Annotated in this window: 25 protein-coding genes; 9 read left to right on the top strand and 16 right to left on the bottom strand. The window is 74.6% G+C overall.

Translation table 11 applies throughout. From position 1 onward, the window contains the following. The 3 genes from FJQ57_RS21785 to pstC form a co-directional block, all read right to left on the bottom strand. The coding region (locus FJQ57_RS21785) for a substrate-binding domain-containing protein (protein ID WP_139984433.1) at positions 1-1490 on the bottom strand (1490 nt) is incomplete at its 3' end. Then, a complete protein-coding gene (pstA, locus tag FJQ57_RS21780) occupies positions 1487-2764 on the bottom strand; it encodes a phosphate ABC transporter permease PstA (protein WP_139984431.1) in 1278 nt (425 codons plus the stop codon). The genes FJQ57_RS21785 and pstA, both read right to left, overlap by 4 nt. Beyond that, positions 2764-3780, bottom strand: a complete 1017-nt coding sequence (gene pstC, locus FJQ57_RS21775) for a phosphate ABC transporter permease subunit PstC (RefSeq protein ID WP_139984429.1) — start codon at positions 3778-3780, stop codon at positions 2764-2766. Before pstC ends, pstA begins: the two co-directional genes overlap by 1 nt. 640 nt (positions 3781-4420) lie before the next feature. Between pstC and FJQ57_RS21770 the strand changes: the two genes are divergently transcribed. Further along, positions 4421-5713, top strand: coding sequence for an HNH endonuclease (locus tag FJQ57_RS21770; protein ID WP_139984427.1), 1293 nt, complete (start codon positions 4421-4423; stop codon positions 5711-5713). A 143-nt stretch (positions 5714-5856) separates the two neighbouring features. Beyond that, positions 5857-6735 (top strand): hypothetical protein, encoded by an 879-nt coding sequence (locus FJQ57_RS21765; RefSeq protein WP_139984425.1) that lies wholly within the window; start codon positions 5857-5859, stop codon positions 6733-6735. Positions 6736-6755: 20 nt separating this feature from the next. Here FJQ57_RS21765 and FJQ57_RS21760 read toward each other — a convergent pair whose 3' ends face one another. From FJQ57_RS21760 to FJQ57_RS21750, 3 genes are read right to left on the bottom strand one after another with little or no spacing between them, the layout of a single operon-like run. Next, positions 6756-8465 (bottom strand): FMN-binding glutamate synthase family protein, encoded by a 1710-nt coding sequence (locus tag FJQ57_RS21760; protein ID WP_246081966.1) that lies wholly within the window; start codon positions 8463-8465, stop codon positions 6756-6758. Positions 8466-8475: 10 nt separating this feature from the next. Beyond that, positions 8476-9243 carry a methyltransferase domain-containing protein gene (locus FJQ57_RS21755; RefSeq protein WP_139984423.1) on the bottom strand — a complete coding sequence of 256 codons (768 nt, stop codon included), beginning with the start codon at positions 9241-9243 and terminating at the stop codon, positions 8476-8478. Between the two features lie 27 nt (positions 9244-9270). Further along, a complete protein-coding gene (locus FJQ57_RS21750; RefSeq protein WP_139984421.1) occupies positions 9271-9816 on the bottom strand; it encodes a DinB family protein in 546 nt (181 codons plus the stop codon). A gap of 117 nt (positions 9817-9933) precedes the next feature. Between FJQ57_RS21750 and FJQ57_RS21745 the strand changes: the two genes are divergently transcribed. The 5 genes from FJQ57_RS21745 to FJQ57_RS22770 all read left to right on the top strand — a co-directional run bounded on the left by FJQ57_RS21745 (position 9934) and on the right by FJQ57_RS22770 (position 13705). Continuing rightward, positions 9934-10182: a lipopolysaccharide assembly protein LapA domain-containing protein gene (locus FJQ57_RS21745; RefSeq protein WP_139984420.1), complete on the top strand. Its 249-nt coding sequence runs from the start codon at positions 9934-9936 to the stop codon at positions 10180-10182. A 7-nt stretch (positions 10183-10189) separates the two neighbouring features. After that, positions 10190-10819, top strand: coding sequence for a hypothetical protein (locus tag FJQ57_RS21740; RefSeq protein WP_139984418.1), 630 nt, complete (start codon positions 10190-10192; stop codon positions 10817-10819). A 224-nt stretch (positions 10820-11043) separates the two neighbouring features. Beyond that, positions 11044-12405, top strand: a complete 1362-nt coding sequence (locus FJQ57_RS21735; protein ID WP_139984416.1) for a hemolysin family protein — start codon at positions 11044-11046, stop codon at positions 12403-12405. Beyond that, positions 12402-13415 carry a CNNM domain-containing protein gene (locus FJQ57_RS21730; protein WP_139984414.1) on the top strand — a complete coding sequence of 338 codons (1014 nt, stop codon included), beginning with the start codon at positions 12402-12404 and terminating at the stop codon, positions 13413-13415. Before FJQ57_RS21735 ends, FJQ57_RS21730 begins: the two co-directional genes overlap by 4 nt. Positions 13416-13537: 122 nt before the next feature. Next, on the top strand, positions 13538-13705 hold the full coding sequence (locus tag FJQ57_RS22770; protein WP_170219557.1) for a hypothetical protein: 168 nt from the start codon (positions 13538-13540) through the stop codon (positions 13703-13705). Here FJQ57_RS22770 and FJQ57_RS21725 read toward each other — a convergent pair. From FJQ57_RS21725 to moaC, 7 genes are all read right to left on the bottom strand, one after another. After that, positions 13697-14035 carry a YnfA family protein gene (locus FJQ57_RS21725; protein ID WP_139984412.1) on the bottom strand — a complete coding sequence of 113 codons (339 nt, stop codon included), beginning with the start codon at positions 14033-14035 and terminating at the stop codon, positions 13697-13699. The two genes, FJQ57_RS22770 and FJQ57_RS21725, sit on opposite strands and share 9 nt — an antisense overlap. Before the next feature lie 10 nt (positions 14036-14045). Beyond that, on the bottom strand, positions 14046-15173 hold the full coding sequence (locus FJQ57_RS21720; RefSeq protein WP_139984410.1) for an FAD-dependent oxidoreductase: 1128 nt from the start codon (positions 15171-15173) through the stop codon (positions 14046-14048). Continuing rightward, positions 15170-16084 (bottom strand): DUF1295 domain-containing protein, encoded by a 915-nt coding sequence (locus FJQ57_RS21715; protein ID WP_211349296.1) that lies wholly within the window; start codon positions 16082-16084, stop codon positions 15170-15172. The genes FJQ57_RS21720 and FJQ57_RS21715 overlap by 4 nt, the downstream gene beginning before the upstream one ends. Positions 16085-16139: 55 nt before the next feature. After that, a complete protein-coding gene (sepX, locus tag FJQ57_RS21710) occupies positions 16140-17048 on the bottom strand; it encodes a divisome protein SepX/GlpR (RefSeq protein WP_139984408.1) in 909 nt (302 codons plus the stop codon). Positions 17049-17152: 104 nt separating this feature from the next. Beyond that, a complete protein-coding gene (locus FJQ57_RS21705) occupies positions 17153-17794 on the bottom strand; it encodes a GNAT family N-acetyltransferase (RefSeq protein WP_139984406.1) in 642 nt (213 codons plus the stop codon). Then, positions 17794-18309 carry a MogA/MoaB family molybdenum cofactor biosynthesis protein gene (locus FJQ57_RS21700; RefSeq protein ID WP_246081965.1) on the bottom strand — a complete coding sequence of 172 codons (516 nt, stop codon included), beginning with the start codon at positions 18307-18309 and terminating at the stop codon, positions 17794-17796. Before FJQ57_RS21700 ends, FJQ57_RS21705 begins: the two co-directional genes overlap by 1 nt. Further along, the gene (gene moaC, locus FJQ57_RS21695; protein ID WP_139984405.1) at positions 18306-18788 is read right to left on the bottom strand and encodes a cyclic pyranopterin monophosphate synthase MoaC; all 483 of its coding nucleotides are present in this window, start codon (positions 18786-18788) and stop codon (positions 18306-18308) included. The genes FJQ57_RS21700 and moaC overlap by 4 nt, the downstream gene beginning before the upstream one ends. A gap of 36 nt (positions 18789-18824) precedes the next feature. Here moaC and FJQ57_RS21690 point away from each other — a divergent pair, with 36 nt between their 5' ends. Continuing rightward, positions 18825-19682, top strand: a complete 858-nt coding sequence (locus FJQ57_RS21690) for a hypothetical protein (protein ID WP_139984403.1) — start codon at positions 18825-18827, stop codon at positions 19680-19682. A gap of 21 nt (positions 19683-19703) precedes the next feature. On the opposite strand, the gene FJQ57_RS21685 is transcribed toward FJQ57_RS21690, so the two are convergent. Together FJQ57_RS21685 and FJQ57_RS21680 are read right to left on the bottom strand one after the other, a co-directional pair. Further along, positions 19704-21026 carry a molybdopterin molybdotransferase MoeA gene (locus FJQ57_RS21685; RefSeq protein ID WP_139984401.1) on the bottom strand — a complete coding sequence of 441 codons (1323 nt, stop codon included), beginning with the start codon at positions 21024-21026 and terminating at the stop codon, positions 19704-19706. 2 nt (positions 21027-21028) lie between these two features. After that, positions 21029-22432, bottom strand: a complete 1404-nt coding sequence (locus FJQ57_RS21680; protein ID WP_139984400.1) for a UTP--glucose-1-phosphate uridylyltransferase — start codon at positions 22430-22432, stop codon at positions 21029-21031. A gap of 23 nt (positions 22433-22455) precedes the next feature. Between FJQ57_RS21680 and FJQ57_RS21675 the strand changes: the two genes are divergently transcribed. After that, complete coding sequence (locus tag FJQ57_RS21675) at positions 22456-23037, top strand: 5-formyltetrahydrofolate cyclo-ligase (protein WP_139984398.1); 582 nt, start codon at positions 22456-22458, stop codon at positions 23035-23037. A gap of 11 nt (positions 23038-23048) precedes the next feature. Here FJQ57_RS21675 and FJQ57_RS21670 read toward each other — a convergent pair whose 3' ends face one another. Further along, positions 23049-25733, bottom strand: coding sequence for a penicillin acylase family protein (locus FJQ57_RS21670; protein WP_139984396.1), 2685 nt, complete (start codon positions 25731-25733; stop codon positions 23049-23051). Positions 25734-25831: the final 98 nt, after the last annotated feature.

The raw sequence follows: 25831 nt of genomic DNA, 5'->3' as shown, positions 1-25831 counted from the left end.
CCGGGGGGCCCGGCGGCCGCGGGCGCTCCGCCTGGCGGAGCGGCGGTCCCCGGGGCGGCGCCGCCGGCCGCCGGCGCGGCGGCACCGTCGGTCGGGGTCGCCGCCGCGGGGGTGCCGGCGGCCGGAGCGGCGCCACCGCCGTTGCCGGCGTTTTTGCCGGTGTCGGTGCCGCACGGCCCGGCGCCCTGCTTGTCGCAGGCAGCCGGCATCTCGGCCTTCTCGGCCAGGACGTTCTTGTCGGGGTTCTTGCCGTCGAAGGTCGGGTTGTTGCAGCTGCGCACGTCGCGGTTGGTCAGGTTGACCGCCGGGTCGGCCTGCTTCAGCGTGGCGATCTGCTCGAACCCGGCCTTGACCAGGTTGAGCGGCAGTGGCGAGTAGCCGAACGGTCCGGCGTTCACCTGCCCGGCGCACAGCGAGTAGTAGACGAAGTCGGCGAGCGACTGGCGCTTGGCGGTCGTCATCCGCGGGTCCTTCGCCCCGGTCGGGACGATCATGTAGGAGTACGACGACACCGGGTAGGCCCGCGGGTCGGGGTTGGTGTAGACGTCGTCGAGGATCTGCGTCAGGTACTTCGTGGGGTCGGCCTTGGTGGTGTTGATGCGGGCCCTGGTCAGCGCGACGGCGGTGTTGTACTGCGTCGGCTCGACGTAGTAGCCGCCCTTGTTGAGGACCTTGACGACCGGGTAGTCCTTGTCGAGCGGGTAGGAGTACTCGACGTACCCGATCGTCCCGTCGCCGGCGAACCCGGAGACCGTGTTCATGACCTGGTCCGAGCCCGACTGGGCGATCATCACGTCGCCCTTCTTCGGGAAGTACGACGTGAGCCCGGCCTTGCCGAAGTAGGGCCGCCAGATCGACGGGTAGGCCTTGTCGAGCCAGGTGGTGAACTGCGCGGTCGTGCCCGACCCGTCGGAGCGCACGACCGGGACGATCAACTTGCTCGGGAAGGAGCGGCCGTTGTTGTCGGCCGTGATCGCCTCGTCGTTCCAGTTGGTGATCTGCCCGGTGAAGATCTTGGCGATCGTCTCGCCCGACAAGCGCAGGTTCTTGACCATCTGCCCGCCCACCTTGAGCTGGTAGGTGAAGGCGGTGCCGCCGGCGACCAGCGGCAGGTAGGCGTAGGGGCGGCCGTTGCTGGTGTCGGCCTGGCCGGTCTCGTCGCGGCCCTGGTAGGGGATCTCGGAGATCGCGAAGTCGGTGGTGTTCTGCGAGAAGTCCTTGCGGCCCTTCGAGGAGCCGCCGCCGGTGTAGACGACCTTGATGCCGTTGGCGTCGACGTCGGAGATCCACTGCTTGACGATCAGCTCCGACCAGGTCGAGCCGGTCCCCTCGATCGTGGCGTACGCCGCGCGGCCCGACGTGCCGGGCGTACCGGGCGAGCCGGGCGTGCCGGCGGGGTCGGCGGTCGCCGGCGCGGCGGCCGTGGCCGCGACGACCGCGACGGCGAGGGCGGCCAGGGCGGCGGCGAGGCGGGTGCGGCGGGTGCTCATCGGGTGGCTTCCTTGCTGGGCGGGACGGGCGCGCCGGGGGCGGCGGGTGCGGCGGGAGCGGGCTGGGCGGGTGCGGAGGGCCCGGCGAGGGGCGCGGCCGGCGAGACCGGTCCGCGTCGCAGGCGGGGCCGGCGCCGACCGCCGGCGCGCGGCGGCCGGGCCAGCAGCCGGGCGATGACGAACAGGACGAGCACCAGCAGCAGGAGCGCGAACGCGGCGCCGTACGCGCGCTGGATGGCGACCTCGTTGCCGGAGCGGACGCCGCCGAAGATGAACAGCGGCAGCGAGTTCATCGCCCCGTCGACGGGGTTGGTCTTGGTGAACTCCGCCGCGCCGCTGGTCAGCAGCACGGGGCTCGTCTCGCCGATGCCGCGGGCGATGCCGAGGATGAGGGCGGTGGCCAGGCCGGGGCGGGCGGTGGGCAGCACGACGTGCCACACGGTGCGCCACCGGCTCGCGCCGAGGGCGAGGCTGGCCTCGCGGAGGCCGCCGGGCACGACCCGCAGCACGACGTCGGAGGCGCGGGCGATGATCGGCAGCATCATCACCGACAACGCGAGCGAGGCCGCGAAGCCGGAGCGGTCGTTGCCGAGCGCCAGGATCCAGACGGTGTAGATGAACAGGCCGGCCACGATCGAGGGCAGCGCGGTCATGGCCTCGACCACGGTGCGCACGACTCGGGCGAACCGGCCGCCGACCTCGGTCATGAACACCGCGGTGCCGATCCCGAGCGGGAGCGTGATGGCCACGGCGATGCCGATCTCGATGAGCGAGCCGAGGATCGCGTGCCGGATGCCGCCCTGGTCGAAGGGGTCCTTCGGGCCGACGCCGGCCATGTCGTCGAGGAAGAAGTTGGTGTTGAGGACAGGCTTGTAGCCCTTGTAGGCCACGTACGCGACGACCGCGACGAGCGCCGCCCCCACGACCACCGCGCCGCCGGTCACCACCGCGGCGGCCACCCGGTCCTTGACGTCGACCCAGGTGCCGGTGGCGGCCGTCGCGACCGCGGTCACGAGCAGGCCCAGCACGAACCAGCTGAGCACGAACCACGGCAGGCCGGCGAGCGGCAGCAGCCGCTGCGTCACGACCCAGGCCAGGCCGAGCGCGGCCACCCAGGACCCGACGCGGACGAACAGCTCGTCGGGCGTCGGTCGGCCCAGGGACGCCCGGGGGGCGCGGGGCGGCGCGTCGTCGTCGTACGACGGGAGGGTGGTGGTGCCGCGAGGGCGGGTGGCGGCCGGGGCGGCGTCGGGGCGTCGGTCGAGGGCGGTCATCAGTCGGTGTCCGCCCCGGAGCGGCTGCGGTTGACCACGATCGCGGCGAGCGTGTTGATCAGCAGCGTGATGAGGAACAGCACGAACCCGGCCGCGAGGAGGGCCTTGAGCTGGGAGTCCGAGGCCTCGCCGAAGCGGTTGGCGATCAGCGAGCTGATCGTGTTGCCGCCCTTCTCGGTGACCGACCACTTGATGTCGAAGGCGGGCGAGAGGATGAGCGCGACCGCGATGGTCTCGCCGAGCGCGCGGCCGAGCGCGAGCATCGTGCCGCCGATGATCCCGCCGCGGCCGAAGGGCAGCACGACGGTGCGGACCATGCCCCACGTCGACGCGCCCAGCGCGAGCGCGGCCTCCTTCTCCCCCGGCGGCGTCTGGGAGAAGACCTGCCGCATCACCGCGCAGGCCATCGGCATCACCATCATCGAGACCGCGATGCCGGCCACGAAGGAGCTGAAGCCGTACTGGCTCAGCGCCGGCAGGGGCGCGTCGGCGTTGCCGCCCGGCACGGCGAAGAGCGGGATCCAGCCGAGGTTGCGGTCGAACCAGATCGACAGGTCCGCGGCGTACGGCATGAGCAGCAGCGCCACGAAGAGCCCGTAGATCACCGACGGCACCGCCGCCATCAGGTCGACGAGGGAGACCAGGGTGGGCCGGATCCGTGCGGGGGCGTACTCGCTGATGAACAGCGCCGTGGTCAGGGCCAGCGGGAACGCGATCACCATGGCCACGAACGCCACCTGCAGCGTGCCGACCAGCACCGCGGCGATGCCGATGACGTCGGTGTCGGGCGACCACTGCTGCTCGGTGAGGAAGTCCAGTCCGTAGCGCTGGAACGTCGGCAGCGCCTGCAGCCCGAGGAAGAGCCCGACCCCGCCGGTGATGACGAGGACCGAGGCCCCGACGAGCCGCGCTGAGTGCGCGAAGACGGCGTCCGCGCCCGTCGTACGACGGCTGAGCGCGCGCGCCTTGACCTCGACCCCGGCGGAGCGCTCGAGGTCGGGAAGAGTGGTGGTCACCTGGTGCTGTCCCTGCTGGTCACGAGTGTCGGTGCCGTGCTGCGCCCCTCCCCAGGGGAGCGGCACGAGTCTCAGCGGGACGACGGAACGACCGGGTGGGCGACGGTGAACGACCGACGAACGTCACGCCGGTCCTGGACCAACCGGCGCGCACCCTGGGGACGAGCCTGGCCCGGAATGACCAGGCCCCTGGTCAGCGCGGGCCAGGCGGCCCGTCGACGTGACCACGTGCCGCCCACCGTCGTGACCAGGCCGAGCTCCCCGGGCCCGTCGGCCGGCGCTCGGGGATCCCCCGCAGCGGGACACGGACCGCACCCGACGGTGGTCGAGGAGGGCGCCCTGCGCCCGTCTCCAGACCCGCAGCCGATATGCCGACCCCACCCCACGATGGTCGAGGAGGGCGCCCTGGCGCCCGTCTCCAGACCCGCAGCCGGCAAGCCGACCCCACCCCACGATGGTCGAGGAGGGCGCCCTGGCGCCCGTCTCCAGACCCGCAGCCGGCAAGCCGACCCCACCCCACGATGGTCGAGGAGGGCGCCCTGGCGCCCGTCTCGAGACCATTCCCCAGGGCCATCGACCACATCGAACACATCGAACACATCGTCGAGAACTGTCGGCGGTCACGTCTACCGTGTTCACCATGACCACCAGCCGACTCCTCGACCCGGCCCTCGCCGCCGTGGCCGACGCGCACCGCGAGAAGCGGCGTGTGGAGGTGAGCGAGCTGCTCGCGGTGCTCGACTGGTGCGCAGCCCACGAGGTGTCGGAGGCGGAGGCGTCGCTCCACACCATGACCCCGGGCCTGCAGCTCGGCGGGCCGGGCTGCCCGTGGGTCAGCGAGTTCGACACCCACGACCTCGCCTGCGTCCTCGGACGCTCCCCCGACTCCTGTGCGACCTACGTCGGCAACGCCCTCGAGCTGCGCCACCGCCTCCCCCGCCTCTGGGCCCGGGTCGTCGGGCTGGAGGTGCCGGTGTGGAAGGCGTTCCGCATCGCCGAGCAGACCCAACAGCTCCCGCCCGCGGGTGCAACCGAGGTTGACCGGGCGCTCGCCCCGACCGCGCACTCGTGCACCTTCGCCCAGGTCGACCGCACCGTCGCCTCCGCCCTCGCCACCCACTGCCCCGAGGAGGTGGAACGCCGGCGTCTGGCGGCGCTGGAGCACCGTCGGTTCGACGTCCACCTCGACCACGTCCGCTCCCTCGACGGCACCGTCGAGGTCACCGGGACCCTCGACCTGGCCGACGCGGTCGACCTCGACACCGCCGTCGCCGGCGTGGCGGCCCAGCTCGGCGAGCTCGGGTCGACCGAGTCGTGGGACGCCCGCCGCGCCCTCGCGGTCGGGGAGATCGCCCGCGCCCAGCTCGCGCTCGACCTCGAGGTCGGCAGCACCACGGGGCGTGGGGTGACCGTGTACGCGCACCTGCGCTCGGACTCCGACCTCGTCGAGACCGTCGGCTCCACCATCACCCGCGAGCAGCTCGCCGCCTGGTGCCGCCAGCCCGGCACCCGCGTGACCATCACGCCGGTCGTCGACCTACCCGGCGGCGACCCCACCGCCGCCCTTGCGCTGGCCGAGCAGGTCGCCGCCTGGCTGCACGACGACGCCCACGTCAAGCCGGTCATCGACCTTGCCGCCGACCTGACCAGCAGCGGCTACACGCCCTCACCACGGCTGGCCGAGCAGGTCGACCTCCGCGACCAGCGCTGCGTGTTCCCGTACTGCAACCGCCGCCGCACCGACCGCGACCACACCATCCCGTACGACGCCGGCGGCGAGACCCGCTCGACCAACTCCGCGCGACTGTGTCGGTCCCACCACCGCGCCAAGACGTTCTCCGACTGGGACTACCAGCAGGGCAGACCCGGCGTGTTCGAGTGGCACAGCCCCGCCGGCGCGACGCACACCGTCGACCGCTCCGCCGAACCCTGACCACCGAGCCCCACACCCCGCCCACCACCGGCGGGGCCACCGGCACGTCCACCCGACCTGAGGACGCCGCCACCGGTCCAGACCGTCGCGCTGCGCTACCTCGGGGTGGGCCGCGCCCGCATGGCGCGTTCCTACGGTGCGGCATGCGCCTGCGTGCCGCGTCCCTCGCCCTGCTGGCCGCGTCCGGGTGCGGGTCCGGCGCCGAGCCGCGGTCGACGCCGGGCTCCCCCTCACCTACCTCGGCGATCCAGGCGGGGACCCTCGACAGCACGAGCCTCACGCCGGCCGCGCCGGTCCGCCGGGCCGAGGCGCGCCGGGCCGTGCGCCGCGCCGCCGACCTCATGCTCACCGAGCCGGTGACGCCCTTCGTCGCCGTGACCTCCGCCGAGGACGTCACGCTGGTCGAGACCGAGGGCTCGGCGACGCTGGAGGGTTGGCGGGCGACGACCCGCTTCACCTACCCGGCCGAGGACGGCGACTCGACCATGCGGGTCGTCTCGCGCGGCACCACGACCTGGATCCAGATGGTGGGGTGGCCCGAGCCGGCGCGTGGGTGCTGGCTGGAGCTGGGGCCACGCCAGGTGCCGCTCGGCATCACCGCGATGGTGCCGGGGACCCCGGCGTACGTCTCGCTGCTCGACTTCCTGCGTGCCGACGGCTCCTCGGCGGACGGACGGGGGGTCGTCGAGGGCTCGCTGCCGCTCCGCGCCGCCATGGCGCTCGTCGACGGTCGGGCGCTGCAGCGGATGGGGGTCTCCGGCATCGACCCGGCCGGGCAGCACGTCCCCGTCCGCATCTCGTACGGCGGGGGGCGGGTCCTCCAGGTCACGGTGACCGGCGACGACCTGTCGGAGTCGCTGCGGCGGGCCGGCACGTCCGGCGGCCTCGAGGTCCGCGAACTCCTCGAGGCCGTGACCTACACGCTCCGCTTCCCGGTGCCCCGGTCGGACGACGAGGAGGTCAGGGCCCCCGACCCCGGACTGCGCTTCGATGCGGGCGAGGAGCCCTTCGGCTGCCGCTGACCCGGGACGACCGGGCGACCTCAGGCGCGATCGTCGACCTCGCCGTCCGCGGAGGAGGTCGCGGGACCGTCGTGGCCGGTGGCGGGCGGGCCCTCCGTGCGCGGGGCGGGGTCGTCGACGGCGGTCATGATGCGGGTGATCTCGTCGCAGTCGGCGGCCGAGGGGCGGCCCCAGCCGGGCTGGTAGCCGTACAGGTCCTCCAGCAGGCGACCCTCGACGAGGGTGTCGAGGATCTCGACGTCGCGGGGGCCGAGCAGGCCGGGGTGGGCGACGCCGCAGGTCTCGGCGACCTTGAGCAGGTCGCGGCGCAGGGTCGTGATGTAGTTGGCGACCCGCTCGCCCTTGAGCACCGGGTCGAGGCCGCGCTCGAGCCACGGGACCTGGGTGGCGACGCCGGTGGGGCACTCACCGGTGTGGCACTTCTGGGCCTGGATGCACCCGGCGGCGAGCATGGCCTCACGGGCCACGCTCACCATGTCGGCCCCGAGGGCGAAGGCGACGATGGCGTTCTCGGGCAGCCCGAGCTTGCCGGCGCCGACGAAGGTGACCCGCTCGTGCAGCCCGCGCTCGGCGAAGGTGCGGTAGACGCGGGCGAAGCCGAGCCTGAACGGCAGCGCCACGTTGTCGGCGAAGACGAGCGGCGCGGCGCCCGTGCCGCCCTCGCCGCCGTCGATCGCGACGTAGTCGACGCCGCGCTCGCCGGACTCCATGGCCGCGACGAGCTCGTCCCAGAAGGTCATGTCGCCCACGGCCGACTTGATGCCGACCGGGAGCCCGGTCTCCGCGGCCAGCATCTCGACGAAGTCGAGCATCGAGTCGACGTCGTGGAACTCCGCGTGCCGCGACGGCGAGAGGCAGTCGACCCCGACGGGTACGCCGCGGGTGCGGGCGATCTCCTCGGTCACCTTCGGCCCGGGGAGCACGCCGCCGAGGCCGGGCTTGGCGCCCTGGCTGAGCTTGACCTCCAGCGCCTTGATGGGCGCACTGTCGACGAGCTCCTTGAGCCGGGGGAGGCTGAACCGGCCGTCCTCGTCGCGGCACCCGAAGTAGGCCGTGCCGACCTGGAAGACCAGGTCGCCGCCGTGCCGGTGGTGCCGCGAGACCGCGCCCTCGCCGGTGTTGTGCAGGCAGCCGGCCTCGGCCGCGCCGCGGTTGATGGCCTCGATGGCGTGCCCCGACAGCGAGCCGAAGCTCATGCCGGAGACGTTGACGACCGACGCCGGCCGGAAGGCGAGCCGGCGCCCGCGCGGCCCGCCCAGCACCTTGGCCGACGGGAGCGTCGCCCCCTGGGCGTGCCCGCTCCCGCCGGCGGCGCCGCCCTGGCCCACCGCGCTCTGGGGCGGCGGGGTGTCGGTGAAGGTGCGGTGGCGCACGATGACGTTGCCCGAGGAGTGCTCGAGGTCGTTGTCGGTGCCGAACCCGAAGTAGTTGTTCTCCAGCTTGGCCGAGGAGTAGATCCAGCGGCGCTGGTCACGGCTGAAGGGCCGCTCCTCGTCGTTGGCGGCGACGATGTACTGGCGCAGCTCGGGGCCGATCTTCTCCAGCAGGAAGCGGGCCCGCCCCAGCACCGGGTAGTTGCGCAGGATCGCGTGCTTCTTCTGCGTCACGTCACGCGCCGCCACCGCACCGAGCGCACCGACGGCCGCCACCGGCAGCCCGACCTTCCACTTGCCCATGGGGACCTCCCGCTCGACGCCGCGCCGCGGAGCCGCCGCGCTGCTGCCCGTCACCCTCGCACGATCAGCGCGGACGCAACCGCACCCGGTAGGACCACGCCGCGGCCCACGCGGCCGCGTCGCCCTCGTCGGGGTCCGCCGGCCGCCCGTCGAGCTCGACCGCCTCGAGACCGAGCCCGGTGCCCTCGAGCAGCAGGCGCAGGTCGGCCACGGTGTAGCAACGCGCCGACTGCGCGAGCGGCGGATCGTCGGGCCCGTCGAACCACCAGGTGTCGACGAACCGCGAGCGCAGGTGGTCGTAGTCCACCCGCTCGCGCAGCCCGGTCTCCTCCTCGACCTCCTCGAGGCCGGCGTCGGCGATCCACCCCGCCGGGCAGAACACGTCGAGCAGCGCCACGCCGCCCGGCGCGAGCCACGAGGCGATCCGCCGCAGCAGCACCCGTTGGTCCTCGTCGCTGCCGACCCCGAAGCCGTTCCAGAGCACGACGGCGCCGAACTCGCCGTCGCCGGACCAGGACAGGAAGTCCGCCTCCACCACCTGCAGCCGCGGCCGCGCCTCGGCCAGGGCCCGGGCGTACGCCGCCCGGCGCGGCGACAGCTCGACGGCGACGACGTCGTGGCCGAGGTCTGCGGTGGCCGCCGCCGACCCGCCGGCGCCCGCTCCCAGCTCGAGCACCCGTCCCCGGCCGAGGCCGCCGAACCGCTCGACCGCCGCCGCGCGCTCGCGGTGGTGGTCGAGGACCCCGGACGGCCCGTGGGCCAGCGCCTTGGCGTCGAAGAAGCGGGCGACCCAGTCGGGGGCGTGCGCGGAGGCGGGGTGCGCGTCGGTCACCGGCCCATCCTGGCGGCCCGGGTGCGGTCAGCCCATCGACTTCTGCCCGTCGATCGTCTCCCGGATGATGTCGGCGTGGCCGGCGTGCTGGGCCGTCTCGGCCACCACGTGCACGAACACCCGCAGCGCGCTCCACGACGCCCCCGGCTCGAACCACGGGGCGGCCGGCAGCGGCTGCCGGGCGCCGAGCTCGACGGTGCGGACCAGCTCGTCGGTGCGCGCCGCCTGCTCGTCGTACGCCGCCAGGAGGCCCTCGAGGGTCTCGTCGTCGCGCATCCGGAAGCCCTCGGCGTAGGCCACGGCCTCGGGCGGCGGGTTGGTCCAGTCGATGTGCTCCCAGTCGACCTCCGGCATGTCGACCGGGCCGTCGACGACGAACCGCGCCCACTCGGCCTCGACCGACGTCACGTGCTTGACCAGCCCTCCGACGCCGAGGCTGCTCGCGGTCGGCGTCAGCCGGGCCTGGTCCTCGGTCAGGCCGGCCGCCGTCACGCGGAACAGGTCGCGGTGCTTGGCCAGGGCCTCGAGGAGGTCGTCGCGGATCGGGTCGCCGGTGCTGGTGGAGGTCGTCATGACCTCACCGTAGGAGGCCCACAGGCCAGTTCCTGTCCTTAATCGGGACGGGTGTCCCATCGATCTCCACGCCCTGGGGTGGCGCGCCGCGACCGCGGTTGGTGGTGCCCTGGCCCCATGACCTCGCACGACACCCCGACCGACCGCGGGAGCCGGTCGGACAGGAGCCGACGCCTGTCCCCGAAGCAGGTCGTCGGCATCGTCGTCCTGGTGCTGGTCGCGATCTTCTGCGCCCAGAACACCGGCCGGACGACCATCCAGTTCTTCGGCGGCGAGACGCAGTCGCCGCTGTGGGTCTGGCTGCTCGGTGTCCTCGTCGTCGGCGTGCTCGTCGGCTTCGTGCTCGGCTACCGCAAGAAGGGCTGAGGCCCCGGTGGCGGTCCTCGACCGCGAGGCCGGCCTCGTCGTCACGGCCGCTCCGGGCACCGGCAGCACGGCCCTCCTCGCGGCCCTGCTCGACCAGCGGCCCGTCCAGCAGGTGCCCGACCCCGCGCGGGCCCGCGAGGCCGGGGTCGACCCCAAGCACGGCACCGTCCGGCAGCTCGTGGCGGCCGGGCTGCTCGACGACGACCCCCGGCTCCAGGTGGTCACGACCACCCGCAACCCGTTCGACTTCTACGTGGCCGAGTACGAGCGCAGCCGCACCCGGTGGGTGCAGGAGCTGCGCAAGCCCGACTCCTTCGTGCTGACCACGCCGGGCGTCCTCGACCAGGTCGTCGACGCCGTGACCCTCGACTTCGACGCCTGGCTGGCCAAGGCCATCGACGACCCCGACCGCCCACGCCGCATCAACGCGGGCCACGTCGGCGAGGCCCACGTGGTGCTGCGGATGGAGGCGATGGAGGCCGACCTGCGCGAGCACGTCGGCCTCGAGGTCGCCGTCCCCGCCACCAACGTCACCGAGCGCGACCGCGCCTACTGGCGCCGGTACTCCATCGCCGGCCGCCGACTGGTCGAGCGTGCGCACGCCGAGGACCTCGCGCGCTTCGACTACCGCTTCTAGACCGCCTGCGTTCAATCCGCCCGTGAGAGAACCCTCATCCGCGACGTGGTGAGGCCCGGCAACTCCCGGGGAACGCTGGTCGTTGGACCACCTGTCACCCGACCCTGTCCGACCCCGACTCCCCAGGAGCCAGACCGCCCGATGGACGGCCGAAGTCCCAGACCGCCCCTTGCCCACGCAGCACCCGACACCCCGGGTGCGCCCGGTGAGGGGCGGTGGCGCCTGTGTGGGCGCTGAGCCTGCTCCTCGGACTCCTCGTGGTCCTCGCGATCACCGCGGCCACCGGCTACTTCGTGGCCCAGGAGTTCGCCTACATGACCGTCGACCGGTCACGCCTGACCGCGCGGGCCGAGGCCGGTGACGCCGCCGCCAGGCGCGCGCTCGCGGTCACCCGTCGTACGTCGTTCATGCTGTCGGGCGCCCAGCTCGGCATCACCGTGACCGCCCTCCTCGTGGGGTACGTCGCCGAGCCGCTCGTCGGCGAGTCCGTCGGCACCGCGCTCGGCGGTGTCGGGGTCCCGACCGGCGTCGGCGTCGCCATCGGCACCGTGGCCGCGCTGCTGCTCTCCACCGGCGTGCAGATGGTCTTCGGCGAGCTGTTCCCCAAGAACCTCGCCATCGCCCGGCCCGAGCAGACCGCCATCGCGCTGGCCCGCTCGACCACGATCTACCTGGCCGGCATGGGCTGGCTGATCGCCTTCTTCGACAAGGCCTCCAACGCCCTGCTGCGGCTGTTCGGCATGGAGCCCGTGCACGACGTCGAGCACTCCGCGACCCGGCGCGACCTCGCCCACATCGTGACCGAGTCCCGCGCCTCGGGCGACCTGCCCGCGGACCTCTCGGTGCTGCTCGACCGGCTCGTCGAGTTCCCCGACCGCGACGCCGAGCACGCCATGGTGCCGCGCGCCCGCGTCGGCACCGTCACCGACGACACCCGCCTCGACGACCTGTGGCACACCATGGGCGAGGGCCACTCCCGCTACCCCGTGCTCGACGAGCAGGGCGACGTGGTGGGCGTCGTCCACCTGCAGGACCTGCTCGCCGAACCACGTCGCGCGGAGCTGCACGTGCGCGACATCATGCGCGAGCCGCTGCTCGTGCCCACGGTGATGCCGCTGACCGACGTGCTCGGCACCCTGACGGCGTCGCGGCGCCAGCTGGCCTGCGTGCTCGACGAGCACGGCGGCCTGGCCGGCGTCGTCACGCTCGAGGACCTCGCCGAGGAGCTCGTCGGCGAGATCGACGACGAGCACGACCTCGACGCACCCGAGCTGCCCGAGGCCGCCCCCGACGCCGGCGCGACCTCCTGGGACCTCGCCGGCACCCTCCCGCTCGACGAGGTCGAGCGCGTCGTGGGCCGCGACCTGCCCGCGGGCGAGCACGAGACCCTGGGCGGCCTCGTCATCGCCTGCCTGGGCCGCCTGCCCGAGGTGGGTGACCGCACCGAGGTGCAGCTGGCCTCCCTGCCCAGCGGCGACGACGACCTGCCCGAGCGGCTCGACCTCGAGGTCCTCGAGGTCGAGCGCCACGTGCCCGCCCTGGTCCGCATCTCCCACGCGGCCGCCGACGAGGAGGTGACGGCGTGAACAGCCCCGTCGTGGTCACGCTGGTGACCGTCGCGCTGATCGCGCTCAGCGCGTTCTTCGTCGCGGTGGAGTTCGCGGTGCTCGCGGCCCGCCGCCACCGCCTCGAGGAGCGGTCGGCCCACAGCGCCTCGGCGCGCGCGGCCGTGCGCAGCTCCGACGAGCTCACCGTCCTGCTCGCCGGCTGCCAGCTCGGCATCACCGCCTGCGCCCTGGGGCTCGGCGCGGTGACCAAGCCGGCCGTCAACTACGCCCTCACCCCGCTCGTCGAGGGCTGGGGCGCCCCGTCCTGGGTCGCCGACGTCACGGGCTTCGCGATCGCCATCTTCGTGGTCACCTTCCTCCACCTGGTGATCGGCGAGATGGCGCCGAAGTCGTGGGCCATCGCCCACCCCGAGACCGCCGCGATCGCGCTGGCCCTGCCGATGCGGGGCTTCATGTGGGTCTTCCGGCCGGTCCTCAAGGTCCTCAACGAGACGGCCAACTGGTGCCTGCGCCGGGTCAAGGTCGAGCCCCGCGACACCAAGGCGACCGGGCAGACCCCGGCCGACCTGCGCGCGCTCGTGGAGCACTCGGCCAACGTCGGCGCCCTCGACGCGTCGTTCTCCTCCCAGGTCACCGACGCGCTCGACCTCGAGACGCTGACCCTGGGCGAGCTCGCCGACCCGACGCGTGAGATCACCTCGGTGCCGCTCGACGCCACCGTGATCGAGGTCCGTGACGCCGCCCGGGCCACCGGGCACCTGCGGATCCTGCTCCACGACACCGCCGGTCACCTCGTCGGCATGGTCCACGTGCGCGACACCATGGGCGTCGAGGACGCCACCCGCGCGCGCGACCTGCGCCGCGACGTGCTCGTCCGCGCGCCCGACGTGCCCGCCCACGAGGTGCTCACCGCCATGCGGCGCACCCGCACCCACCTCGCGGTCGTCACCACCGGCTCCGGCCCGGCCGTCGTCACCCTCGACGACGTCGTCGCCCGGCTGCTGCCGAGCGAGGTCGTCACCGGCTGAGGCCCGGCTCGACGGAGCCGCGGACCGCACGGCGGGGTGGTCACGACCACCCCGCCGTCGCGGTCGAATGGGACTGCTCCCTCCGCCGTCCACACCCCCGCGACCACAGGACTGCGACCCCCATGAGCCCCCTCACCTCCGACGCCTGCCCGCGCTGCGGCGCCCGCCAGCTCCCCGTGCTCGACGCCCGGGCCGGCAAACCCGGCTCCGGTCCCGTGCCGGCAGACCCGCCCGTGCGCCTGGTCTGCGCCTCCTGCCCGCCGGCCGAGGCGCCGCCGCTGTCAGGCTGAGCGACCGGGGGCGTACATGATGAGCGCGACGCCGACCAGGCAGACCAGGGCCCCGCTCACGTCCCACCGGTCGGGGCGGAAGCCGTCGACGACCATCCCCCAGGCGAGCGAGCCGGCCACGAACACGCCGCCGTACGCCGCCAGGATGCGCCCGAAGCTCGCGTCCGGCTGCAGGGTCGCCACGAACCCGTAGACCCCGAGCGCGAGCACGCCCGCGCCGATCCACAGCCAGCCCCGGTGCTCGCGGACGCCCTGCCACACCAGCCACGCGCCGCCGATCTCGGCGAGGGCGGCGGCGACGAAGAGGGCGATGCTGCGCACGGTGTCCACGCGCCCGACCCTAGGAGGGCGGGCGGACCCCGCCCCAGATCACGCGGCGCACGACGACGGGGTCGAGCACCCGGTCGACGACCGGCCGCGGGATGCGCCAGCCCCGGCCGCGCGGGTCGTGGATGGTCAGCCCGTCGGGTTGCGGGCCGAGCACCTCGCCCCACCGACGCCGGGCGGCCGGGAACCGCCGGAGCGGGCGTCCGTCGAGGGCGGCGGCGATGTTGTGGGCGAGCTGCTTGTCGGCGCGGTTGCGGGCGGAGGAGCGCAGCGGGTCGGTGGCGGCGCAGTCGCCGACGGCGTACACGTGCTCGTGGCCGGGCACCCGCAGGTCGCGCCCGGAGCGCACGTACCCCTGCTCGTCGAGCAGCGCCGACGGCAGCCAGCCGGTGTTGGGCCGCACCCGCCCCACGGCCCAGACCACGACGTCGGCCGGCGCCGGGTCCTGCCCGGTGCTGAACGCGACGGGGCCGGTGCCGAGGGCGTCGAGCGCGGCGTCGGGCACGACCGCGCGGTGCCCGGGGTGCAGCCGTGTGCCGGCCGCGCTGGCCCGTCGGGCGACGTCGTCCCAGACCCGGTCGTGGTGCAGCGGCAGCCCGCGCTCGCCGGGGAAGTAGAGGTCGACCCGGGCCCCGGGGTGGGCCCGGGCCAGGTTGACCGCGCTGCTGACCGCGGCGGCTCCCCCACCGACCACGGCGACGGACCCCGCGGCGGCGAGCCGCTCGTGGTCGGCCCGCACCTGCGCCTCGACCTCGGCGCGGGTCTGCAGCCCCGGGCGGCGCCAGAACCCGTTGGTCACGCCGGTGGCGACCACCAGGACGTCGTACGGCTCGGTCGCGGGCGACCCGTCGGGCCGGCGCAGGAGCACCTCCCGGGTCGCCAGGTCGAGCCCGACGAGCTCGGCGTGCACGGTGCAGACGTGGTCGAGGCGGCGGTAGCGGTCGAAGGGCACCAGGTGGTCGCGTGCCCACTGCTCGGGCCAGGCGAGCCGGTGGCCGAGCCCCTGGCCGCTGACCAGGAGCGGCTTGCTGGAGACGCCGACGACCTCGAAGCGCCGCGGGTCGAGGTGGCGGGCGGTGAGCAGCCCGCTCTCACCGAGCCCGGCGACGACCACCCGGGTGCGGTCGGTGGGGCGGGTCATGCGCGGCGCGGCGGCCGGGGCAGCAGCATCGGCACCCGGTCGATGACCTCCTGGTAGGACGGCCGCCGCTCCAGCGACCGCCGCTCCATCATCGGGATGCTGGCGCCCAGGAACATGGCGCTCATCAGCACCAGACCGATCGGCATCCACCACCAGTCGCCCGGCGAGGCGGCCAGGCCGAAGAGCAGCAGCGAGGCCCAGAAGCACAGCTCGCCGAGGTAGTTGGGGTGGCGCGACCAGGCCCACAACCCGCGGTCCATGACCTGCCCGGGCCGCTTGGTGCGGGCGAACCGGTGCATCTGCACGTCGGCGACGAGCTCGAGCAGCACCGCCCCGAGGCCGACGACCAGCGCGACGACGTCGAGCCAGCCGACCGGGCGTCCCGGCGCCGTGAGGGCGACGTACGCCGGCAGCAGCCCGGCGAAGACCTGCAGGGTCGGCACGACGTGGATCGCGGCCAGGTCGACCACGCCCTCGGCCCGGCCGGCCCGCTCGCGCAGCATCGGGTAGCGCCAGTCCTCGTGGTGCAGCCCCGGCCACGCCCAGGCCCAGTTGGCCGTCAGGCGCACCGCCCACAGCACGACCACGCCGACGACGAGCCCGTTGCGCAGGCCGTCGACGTCGGGGTGGGCAGCCACCCACCAGTACGCCACGAGGAGCGGCGGCAGCACGCTCCAGTAGGCGTCGTAGCAGCTGGAGTTGCCGAGGAACCGGCTGCCGGCGAAGACGACCAGGGTGGCGACGAGGTCGGCCAGCAGGCCGTCGAGCCACAGCCGGCCGGTGTCGGGGCCGACCGCCAGCCAGGCGCCGGCGGCAGCGAACGCCACGACGTACAGGACGGTGATGCGCGTCAGCGACGCACCCTTGTCGAGGGTCGCGCCGCGCTCGGATGCTCTGGTGCCCGTGCCCACGCGGGCACGCTAGTGCAGAACTGGAACGTGTTCTAGTGGAACGGGAGGGTCGGCGTCAGGAGCCCGCGGCGCGGCGACGGCGCTCGGCCTCGCTCACGGAGGACGCCGCGGTCTGCTCCTGCTGCCGCTTGCGCTCCGCCTCGGCCTCGCGGGCCAGGGCCGAGTCGGCCTCGGAGCGGCCGGAGGTCCACACGCCGGTGGAGTCGAGGTCGATGGTGCGCACCGAGCGGCGGGCGGCCGGCTCCTTCGCGACGTACGTCGGCAGCGGGACCTGGCGCGGGTCCCAGCCGGCGGGCTCGGCGGGCTCGGCGGCGGGCTCCGGGTCGGGCTCGGCCGTCGGCTCCTCGGCGACCTCGGCGTCGACCTCGGCGGGCACGGCCTCGATCTGGTCGGTCTCGGGCTCCTCGTCGACGGTCGCGGGAGCGGCCGGGGCGACGGGCGCAGCCGGGACGGGGAGGCGGCTGGCCGGGACGGCCCGCTCGCGCCGGACCATGAGGCGGCAGGCGACCAGCCAGCCGACGAGCAGGGCACCGGGCAGCGCGACCCAGCCCCAGCCGAGCGCGCCGAGGCCGGCGGCCAGCGCGACGCCGGCGAGGGCGACGACGAGGACCAGCAGCACCCGGAGGCGGCGGCGGGCGGCCTGGCGGGCCGCGGCACGGCGTACGGCGAGGGGCCGGCGGTCGACCCGGACCTGCGGGGCACGCTCGCCGACGGGGTCGCCGACGGGGTCGCCGACGGGGCCGTCGACGGGGACGGCCGTGGAGGCGGGCTTGCCGGGCTGGACGACGAGGCGGGCGGAGCGGGAGTCGACGGGCTCTCGACGCGCGAGGACCCGCAGCCGGTGGGAGAACCCGTCGACGGCGCGCGAGGCGGCACCGTCCTCGTGGTGGCGCAGCGCCTTGGGGATGAGGTAGGCGGCCCAGGCCACCGCCAGGGCGACGAAGATCAGCGCGCTCAGGTCCACAGACCGAGGTTAGGAGCGCTGGACCATCCCGGTGCGGATGTCAACAGGTGTGTCGGAGATTCCCTCCTGGTGCTCCTGTGACTTCCCCGCCCACCGGCCCCGGGTCAGCGGGGGTCGGCGTGCTCGAGGCGCCGGAGGACCCCGGCGGGGGCGTCCTCCTTGGTGATCGCGAAGAGGCGGTGGTCGCGCCAGTCACCGTCGATGTGCAGGAAGCGCGGGGCGTAGCCGACCTCGTGGATCTCGAGCTTCTCCACGACGCGCAGCGAGTTGGAGTTCTCGGGGCGGATGGCGACCTCGATGCGGTGCAGGCCGGCGACGGTGAAGCAGTGGTCGAGGGCCATGGCCACGGCGCGAGGCATGACGCCGCGGCCGGCGACGTCGCGGTCGAGCCAGTAGCCGATCGAGGCGAACTGGGCCGACCCGCGCACGATGTTGTTGACCGTCACCTGCCCGGCGAACCGGCCGTCGACGTCGAGCGCCCAGGGCAGGGTGTGGCCGCGGGCGGCCGAGGCACCGAGACGTCGCACCAGCGCGCGGAACGTCACCGGACGCGCGCGCGAGCCCGGCGGTGCAGTGGCGTCCCAGCGCACCAGCCACGACGCGTTGCGCTGGCGCACCTCGCGCCAGGCCCGCACGTCGGCGCGCCGCAGCGGGCGCAGGGTGACGACGGGTCCGCCCTCGGCACGGGTGGTGAGCGTGACCGGCCAGCCGGTGCGCCGCGCGCCCCGCCGCGTCCACAGGGCCATCAGTGGTCGCTCCCGACGACCTGCTCGACGGCGTGGACGAGCAGCGGCTCGAGGACCCCGAGGCCGTCCTTCACACCGCCGCGGGAGCCGGGCAGGTTGACGACCAGGCAGGCGCCGACGACCCCGGCGAGCCCGCGGGAGAGCGCAGCGGTCGGCACGCCCTTGGCCACGCCCGCGGCGCGGATCGACTCGGCGATGCCGGGCACCTCGCGGTCGAGCAGGGCCCGGGTCTGCTCCGGGGTGCGGTCGGTGGGGGTGAGCCCGGTGCCGCCAGTGGTCAGCACGACCCGTGCGCCGGCCGCGGCCGCCGCGGAGATCGCCGCGCCCACCGGCTCCCCGTCGGGCACGACGGCGGGCTCGTCGACCACGAAGCCCAGCCCCCGCAGGAAGTCGACGATGAGCGGGCCGGTCTCGTCGGCGTACACCCCGGCCGCGGCGCGGTTGGACGCGACGACGACCGCCGCCGGCAGGCCGGTGGGCTGGCCGGTGGGCTGGCCGGTGGGGTGGCCGGTCACCGGCGCCACTCCCCCGACGTGCCACCGGTCTTGGTCTCGACCCGGACGTCGGTGATGACCGCGCCCTTGTCGACGGCCTTGACCATGTCGACGACGGTCAGCGCGGCGACCGAGACGGCGGTCAGCGCCTCCATCTCGACCCCGGTGCGGTCGGTGGTGCGCACGGCGGCGGTGATGTCGACCGACTCGTCGGTGACCTCGAGGTCGACGGTGACGCCGGAGAGGGCCAGCGGGTGGCACAGGGGCACGAGGGACGGGGTCTGCTTGGCGCCCATGATGCCCGCGATCCGGGCCACGGCGAGCGCGTCGCCCTTGGGCACGCCCTCGCCGCGCAGCAGCGCGACGACCTCGGGCGAGACGAGCACCCGCCCCGACGCGGTGGCGGTGCGGGCGGTGACGTCCTTGCCCGACACGTCGACCATGAGGGCCGCACCGGAGGAGTCGAGGTGGGTCAGGCGCTCGGGCACCCCAGCGATCATGCCAGCCCGTGCCCGTCCACGACGTACCGTGGTGCCATGCTCCGCCGTCCCGCTCGCCCTGCCCTGGCCGCCGTCACCGCCGCGGCCCTGTCCGCGACCGTGCTCTTGTCGGGGTGCGGCAGCGAGCCGCGCGGCGACGCGACCTCCGCCGTGGCCGCCCAGGTGCCCGCCGAGCGGGTGGCCGACGCGGCGCCCGTCGCCCGCGAGGACGCCGACCTCACGGGGCTCCTCGACGACCTGCGCGCCGCCGGCGAGCAGCTGACCACGACCCGCTTCCAGCTCGCGGTGCGCGGCGACCAGCGCCTCGACGTCACCGGCGCCCTCGACAAGGACGGGAAGCAGCTGCAGGCCCGCCTCGCCGAGCCGGTGCTCGGCCTGCGCGAGGTGCGGGTGGTCGACGGCGTGGCCTACGCCCTGACCCAGATGGGCTCGGCCGACGGCTCGTGGATCCAGCTCGACCTGGCCGACCTGGAGGGCATGCTGCCCGACCTCGGTGGCCTCGGGGACCTCAAGACCTCGCTGGCCGACCAGCTCGGCGACGCCGACGACCTCGTCACCGACGTCACCTCCGAGCAGACTGCCACCGGCACGACCTGGACCGTCGACCTCGACGTGCGCCGCATCGCCGGCCTGCTGACGTCGCTCACGGGCTCGATGGGTGCGATGGCGATGCCCGGCCTCCCGCAGCCCGACCTCGGCGAGCTGCCGGCGAGCGTGCCGGTCACGGTCGCCTTCGACGACGCCGGTCGCCTGAGCGAGGTCGCCGCCGAGACCGAGCAGGGCTCGATCACCCTGACCCTCACCGACCCCGGCGCCCCGGTCGTCGTCGAGGCGCCCGCGGGCGCGCTCGACCTCGGGTCGATGGGCCTGCCGGGCCTCACGCCCGGCGGCTGACCCGGCGGCTGACCCCAGCGCTCAGTCCTGGTCGAGCCGGACGACCGTCACCTGCTCGCCGGCCGCGACCGCGGTGACGTCCTCCGGCACCACGATCAGGGCGTTGCTGGCCGCCAGGTCGCCCACGAGGTGCGACCCCGACCCGCCGACCGGCTGGACCTCGGTGACGGTGGTGCCGTCGGCGCCGATGCTGATGACGCCGCGCAGGAACTGCCGCCGCCCGGCGGGTGACCGCACGTCGTGGGTCAGCCGGGCCTGCACCGTGCGCCGCGACTCGGGCACCAGGCCCATCATCCGACGCAGCGCGGGCCGCACGAACATCTCGAACGAGAGGTACGACGACACCGGGTTGCCCGGCAGGCAGAAGATCGGCACCCGACGCGGCTCGACGCCCTCGGTCCCGTCGCTCCCGCGCGGCGCGCCGCCGCCGGCGCCGGCGCCCATGCCGGCGGTGACGTGGCCGAAGCCCTGCGGCTTGCCGGGCTGCATGGCCAGCCCGCCGAACCACACCGTGCCGAGCGGGGCGAGCGCAGCCTTGACCACGTCGTAGTCGCCCATCGAGATGCCGCCCGAGGTGACCACGAGGTCGGCCCGGCCGACCTGGTCGTCGAGCGCCCGCAGGAAGGCCTCGGGCTCGTCGGGCACCAGCCCGACCCGGTAGGGCACGGCGCCGGCGCGGCGGGCCGCGGCGGCGAGGAGGTAGGAGTTGCCGTCGTAGATCGCGTCGTCGTCGTCACCGGGGCGCAGGGCCGTGCCGGGCGCCCGCAGCTCGGAGCCGGTGGAGACGATGACGACCCGCGGCCGCGGGCGCACCCGGACCGTCGAGCGCCCGACCGAGGCCAGCAGCCCCAGGTGGCGCGGGCCGAGGGCGGTGCCGGCCTCGACGAGCAGGTCGTCGGTGGCGACGTCCTCGCCGGCGTACCGGACGTGCTGGCCCTCGACGGGGGCGCGGGTGATGCGGACCTCGGCGGCGCCGCGGTCGGTCCACTCGTAGGGGACGACCGTGTCGGCACCGGTGGGCAGCGGTGCGCCGGTCATGATCTTGGCCGCGGTGCCACGGGCGAGCTCGGTGACCGGGCCGCCGGGCGTCTGGCCGGCGCCGATCTGGCCGACGACCGGCAGCACGACGGGCGACTCGTCGGCCGCGGTGGCGACGTCGACGGTGTGGACGGCGTACCCGTCCATGGCGGAGTTGTCGAAGCGCGGCAGCGACAGGCCGGAGCGGACGTCCTCGGCGCAGGCGAGGTCGAGGGCGTCGAGCAGCGGCTGGGCGAAGTCGGGCAGCGGCGAGGTCGCCTCGAGCACCAGGGCGAGGTGCTCGTCGACGGTGCGGAGGTCGGCCACGCTCAGTCGGCCAGCCCGTCGGCCAGCCCGTCGGCCTGCAGCACGGTGCCCTCGGGCACGCGGTCGGCCTGGCGGGCGTCGACGGCCACGTCGCCGACGACCTGGACGCCACGGCCGAAGGTCACGTCGCCCGTGACGCGCAGCGAGGTCGCCTTGGCCATCGACGGCGCCCCCTCGGGGAAGTGCCGGTCGAAGTCGGTGACCAGCTTGTAGTGGTCGGTGTCGAGGTCGACGTACGGGATCTCGGCCGCCGCCTGGTCGAGCACGAAGTCGCTGCCGAGGTCGTAGACGTCGGAGCGCAGCACGAGGAGGTCGTTGGTCGTCTTGACCGGCACGAACCGGCTGCGGTCGACCTCGATGAGCTGCGAGCCCTCGAAGACCTCGATCGCCGCGCCCATCGCGGTCTCGACCTGGATGACCTCCGGGGTGGAGGGGTCGCCCGGGTCGACGGTCTTGGTGTTGCGGATCAGCGGCAGCCCGAGGATGCCCTGGCGCTGGTCGAGCGCGGTCTTCATCGCGGCCAGGTCGAACCAGAGGTTGTTGGTCGAGCAGTAGCGGTGGCGCTCGAGGTCGGCCAGCGCGTCGAGGTCGGCCTTCGGCGTCTGCGCAGTCTCGCGCAGCACCAGCCGCCCGTCGCTCTTGCGCCGCGCGAAGTGGCCGCCCTTGCGGTCGGACGGGGTGCGGCGCACGGCCTCGATGGCGAACGGCGCGCCCGTGCCGGCGAACCAGCCGGCGACGCGCGGGTCGGGCACGGCGCCGAGGTTGTCGGAGTTGGAGACGAACACGTGCTGGAAGCCGCGCTCGAGGAGCAGGTCGACCAGGCCCGTGCCGCGCATCGCGGTGTAGATGTCGCCGTGGCCCGGCGGGCACCACTCGAGGTCGGGGTCCTGGGGCCAGGAGACCGGCGAGAGGTCCTTGGCCAGCAGCTTGGGCTCCTTGTTCTGCAGGAACTCCAGGGGCAGGCCGTGGACCTCGAGGTCGGCGTAGCGCGCCAGCGCGGCCATCGTGTCGTCGCTGGTGCGGAACGAGTTCATGAAGATCAGCGGCAGGGTCGCGTCGTGCTCGGAGCGCAGGTGCAGCACCTGGCGGGCGATCACGTCGAGGAACGACAGGCCCTTGCGCACGCACAGCAGCGACTTGGCCCGGCTCATGCCCATCGAGGTGCCGAGGCCGCCGTTGAGCTTGACCACGACGGTGCGGCGCAGCGCCTCCGCGCCCGCCTCCGCGTCGACCTCGACGCCCGCCAGCGACGGCATGTCGACCGGGTCGATCGTCGACTCCGGGACCATGCCGGTCTCGCCGTGCTCGAGGAGCCGGAAGTAGTGGGCGAAGGTGTCGATCGCGACCTCGTCGACACCGGCGTCGACCATCTTCGCGCGCGCCCTCTTCAGTGCGGGACTACCCATGGGAGCGAGCCTAGGCTCCGATCGTGGACAGGGCACCATCCAGCCTCGCCAAGCTCGCGCTGCGCGACCAGCTGCTCACCGCGCGCAACCGGCTCCCGGTCGCCGAGATCGGGCTGTTCGCGCGCGCGGTCGCGGGCCACCTGCTCGCGGCGCCCGAGGTCACCCGGGCGGCCACCGTGGCGGCGTACGTCTCGATCGGGACGGAGCCCGGCACGTCCTGGCTGCTCGACGGGCTCGCCGCCGCCGGCACGCGGGTCGTCCTGCCGGTGCTGCTGCCCGACGGCGACCTCGACTGGGCGGCGTACGCCGGCCCGGGCGGCCTCGCCCCCGCGCGGTTCGGCCTGCTGGAGCCGACCGGACGGCGGCTCGGCGTCGACGCGGTCGGCACCGCCGACGCGGTCGTCGTGCCCGCGCTCGCCGTCTCCCCCACCGGCCTGCGGCTAGGCCGCGGCGGCGGCTCCTACGACCGCGCCCTGGGCCGGGTGCCGGTGGGCACGTTCACCTGCGCGGTCCTGTACGACGGCGAGGTCCGCCCCGTGCCCGCCGAGCCCCACGACCGGCCCGTCACCGCCGTCGTCACGCCGTCGGGCCTGCACCGCTTCTGACCCCGCGGGGGTTACCCGTCGGCGGCGGGGACCAGCCGCAGCCGGTCGTCGGCGGCGGCGTCGACCGCGGCGGTGGTGAAGGGCCACGGCAGTGACCCACCGCGGACGAGGAGGTCGGTCTGGTCGGTCGCGTGGGGGTGGAAGGCGTGGCCGGAGACGCCGGTCAGGTTGACCCAGCGGGCGTCGTCCCAGTCGGCGAGCGAGACCACCATGCGCATCGAGGGAGCGTTGGTGACCTCGTAGCCCTCGGCGGCGTCCCAGGCGGCGGCGTCGACGGCCGAGGGTCCACCACCGGACTCCCAGCCGCCGCGGTTGAAGGTGCGCTCGACCAGGCCGATGCCCGACTGCCCGAGCGAGGAGGACTCCAGGCGCAGCTCGTGGAGCGCGCCCCACGTCCACTCCCCCGGGTCGGGCCCGACGAGGCGGGTGAGGTCGTCGCGGGCGTCGACCATCGCGCGGGCCACGATGTCGTCGCGACGCTCGACCACGTCGTCGGTGGTGGTGTCGTCCCACCACGGGTCGTCGGGCGCCTCGAGCAGGTCGGTCACCGCCCCCATCCACCGCTGCCCGCCGTCGGGCCACAGGTCGCGCGGCAGCTCGTCGTGGAAGGTGAGGGCGAGCAGGTCGCGCCACACCACGTTGAAGTAGGCCGCCGCCGCGCTCTGCTCGCCCTCGGCCGGCTGGCTGAGGTCCCAGCGGGTCAGCAGGCGCTGGCCGTCGTCGTCGTACCCGGGGTCGAGGCGGGCGGCGAGGAGGTGGGGCAGCAGCACCGGCGCGACCGGGTTGCGGGTGTCGCGCTGGACGGCGAGGGAGTCGTCGACCGAGACGGTGCCGTCGCCGTCGAGCTGGGTCTGCAGCAGGTCGCGGATGCGCTGGGACCGGTAGCCGCGGTCGAAGTCGGACCCCAGGTCGTAGGCGTAGTCGGGGCCGATGACCTCCTGGTTGGCGGTCACCACGAACCCCTCGTCGGGGTCGAGCACGCTGGGCAGGCCGTCGTAGGGCACGTCCTCGCCGGTCCAGTCGTTCTCCGGCCGCCACCCGGCCGAGGGCCAGCGGCCGTCGTTGCCGGACTTGCGGATCGGGATGCGACCGGGGGCCTGGTAGCCGATGTGGCCGTCGCGGTCGGCGTACACGATGTTCTGCGAGGGCACCGCGAAGTCGGCGACGGCGGCGCGGAACGACGTCCAGTCGCTCGCCCGGTTGAGGGCGAGCACCGCGTCGGCGGTGGGCGCGGGCTCCAGCGCGGTCCAGGCGAGCGAGACCGCGAGCTCCGTGCCGGCCGGGGCGCGACGGGAGGGCACGTCGGCGTCGTTGGCGACCCGGGCCAGGGTGTCGTCGACGTCGCTGAGGATCGGCCCGTGGGCGGTCGAGCGGACCTCGACGACCACGTCGTCGGCGCCGTCGACCTCGATCGTCTCGGTGCGGCTGGCGAGCGGGCGGAGCCGGCGCCCGTGCTGCCAGCGGTCGCCGACGACGCGCTCGACGTACAGGTCGGTGACGTCGGGGCCGAGGTTGGTGAAGCCCCAGGCGATGTCGGCGTTGTGGCCGATGATGACGCCCGGCACGCCGGAGAAGGAGAACCCCGCGACGTCGTAGGGGCAGTCCGGCCCGACGGTGCGGCAGTGCAGCCCGACCTGCATCCACACGCCCGGCAGCGAGACGCCGAGGTGGGGGTCGTTGGCCAGCACGGGCATGCCGGTGTCGGTGCGGTCGCCCGAGACGACCCAGGAGTTGCTGCCGATGCCGTCGCCGCGCCCGAGCCAGACCGGCAGGCGGTCGACGGCCGCACCGACCTGCGCGAGCGAGCGCCGCGCAGCAGCGGCGCCGGGGCCGCCGAACGGCGCCGGCCGGGTCGGGAACCGCGTGGTGCCCGGCTCGGCGTCCTGGTCGAAGACCCCGTCGACGACCGCACCGCTGCCCACGATGGGCGCGTGCTCACGGCGGGAGTACGCCGGCCACAGCTGCTCGGTGCGCTCGCGGCCCACGACCGCGGCGGTGAGGGTGCGGTCGATCTCGTCGCTCATGTTGCCGCGCAGGTCCCACGCCATGGCCTTGAGCCAGGCCAGGGAGTCGACGGCCGACCACGGCTCCGGCGTGTAGCCGAGACCACCCGCGTTGAGCACGGCGTACTCCAGCGCGACCTCGCTCGGGGCGCGGTCGCGCAGGTAGGCGTTGACGCCCGCGGCGTAGGCGTCGAGCGCCACGCGGGTGTCGGGGTCGAGCAGCGGCAGCTCGGCCTCGGCCACCCGCCGCCAGCCCATCGTGCGCACGACCACGTCGCTCTCGACCGCGTCGGGGCCGAACAGCTCGGCCAGCCGGCCCGCCGTCGCGTGCCGGCGCACGTCCATCTCGTAGAACCGCTCCTGGGCGTGCACGTAGCCCTGGGCGCGCATCAGGTCCTCGGTCGTGTCGGCGTAGACCTGGGGCACGCCGTGCTCGTCGCGCACCACGTCGACGTCCCCGGCGAGGCCGCTCACCTCGACCTCGCCGTCGGTCTGCGGGAACGAGCGGCGCACGACCACCGCGCCCGTGACCAGGGTCGCCACCAGCACCAGGACGAGCACCGTGGCGGCGTACGCCGACCAGCGCAGCGGTCCCGGGAGCAGCCGGAACCGCCGCCACCAGAGCGGGACGCGGCGGGTGCGCTGCGAGCCCCCGGCGGGGCGCAGGTCGGGCTCGTCGGTAGCGGAGGTCATCGTGCGGAACATCATGCCGTGCCGTATCGTTGGCACTCGACGGGCGCGAGTGCCAATCCCTCCGCCCCGGACCCGATCACCCCTCTCCACCCGCCTCC

Origin of the sequence: Nocardioides litoris, assembly GCF_006346315.1 — a bacterium.
Classification (GTDB): Bacteria; Actinomycetota; Actinomycetes; order Propionibacteriales; family Nocardioidaceae; genus Nocardioides; species Nocardioides litoris.
The sequence above is the reverse complement of the archived record's forward strand: the minus strand, read 5'-3'. Positions and strand labels throughout refer to the sequence as shown.

What these genes read in the sequence shown, in the direction of transcription:
- FJQ57_RS21670 (WP_139984396.1), bottom strand. Translation starts at nt 25,733, where the DNA reads ATGACCTCCGCTACCGACGAGCCCGACCTGCGCCCCGCCGGGGGCTCG.
- FJQ57_RS21745 (WP_139984420.1), top strand. Translation starts at nt 9,934, where the DNA reads ATGACCTCGCACGACACCCCGACCGACCGCGGGAGCCGGTCGGACAGG.
- FJQ57_RS21705 (WP_139984406.1), bottom strand. Translation starts at nt 17,794, where the DNA reads ATGGCCCTGTGGACGCGGCGGGGCGCGCGGCGCACCGGCTGGCCGGTC.
- moaC (WP_139984405.1), bottom strand. Translation starts at nt 18,788, where the DNA reads ATGATCGCTGGGGTGCCCGAGCGCCTGACCCACCTCGACTCCTCCGGT.
- FJQ57_RS21770 (WP_139984427.1), top strand. Translation starts at nt 4,421, where the DNA reads ATGACCACCAGCCGACTCCTCGACCCGGCCCTCGCCGCCGTGGCCGAC.
- FJQ57_RS21720 (WP_139984410.1), bottom strand. Translation starts at nt 15,173, where the DNA reads ATGACCCGCCCCACCGACCGCACCCGGGTGGTCGTCGCCGGGCTCGGT.
- pstA (WP_139984431.1), bottom strand. Translation starts at nt 2,764, where the DNA reads ATGACCGCCCTCGACCGACGCCCCGACGCCGCCCCGGCCGCCACCCGC.
- FJQ57_RS21750 (WP_139984421.1), bottom strand. Translation starts at nt 9,816, where the DNA reads ATGACGACCTCCACCAGCACCGGCGACCCGATCCGCGACGACCTCCTC.
- FJQ57_RS21680 (WP_139984400.1), bottom strand. Translation starts at nt 22,432, where the DNA reads ATGGGTAGTCCCGCACTGAAGAGGGCGCGCGCGAAGATGGTCGACGCC.
- FJQ57_RS22770 (WP_170219557.1), top strand. Translation starts at nt 13,538, where the DNA reads ATGAGCCCCCTCACCTCCGACGCCTGCCCGCGCTGCGGCGCCCGCCAG.
- FJQ57_RS21690 (WP_139984403.1), top strand. Translation starts at nt 18,825, where the DNA reads ATGCTCCGCCGTCCCGCTCGCCCTGCCCTGGCCGCCGTCACCGCCGCG.
- FJQ57_RS21765 (WP_139984425.1), top strand. Translation starts at nt 5,857, where the DNA reads ATGCGCCTGCGTGCCGCGTCCCTCGCCCTGCTGGCCGCGTCCGGGTGC.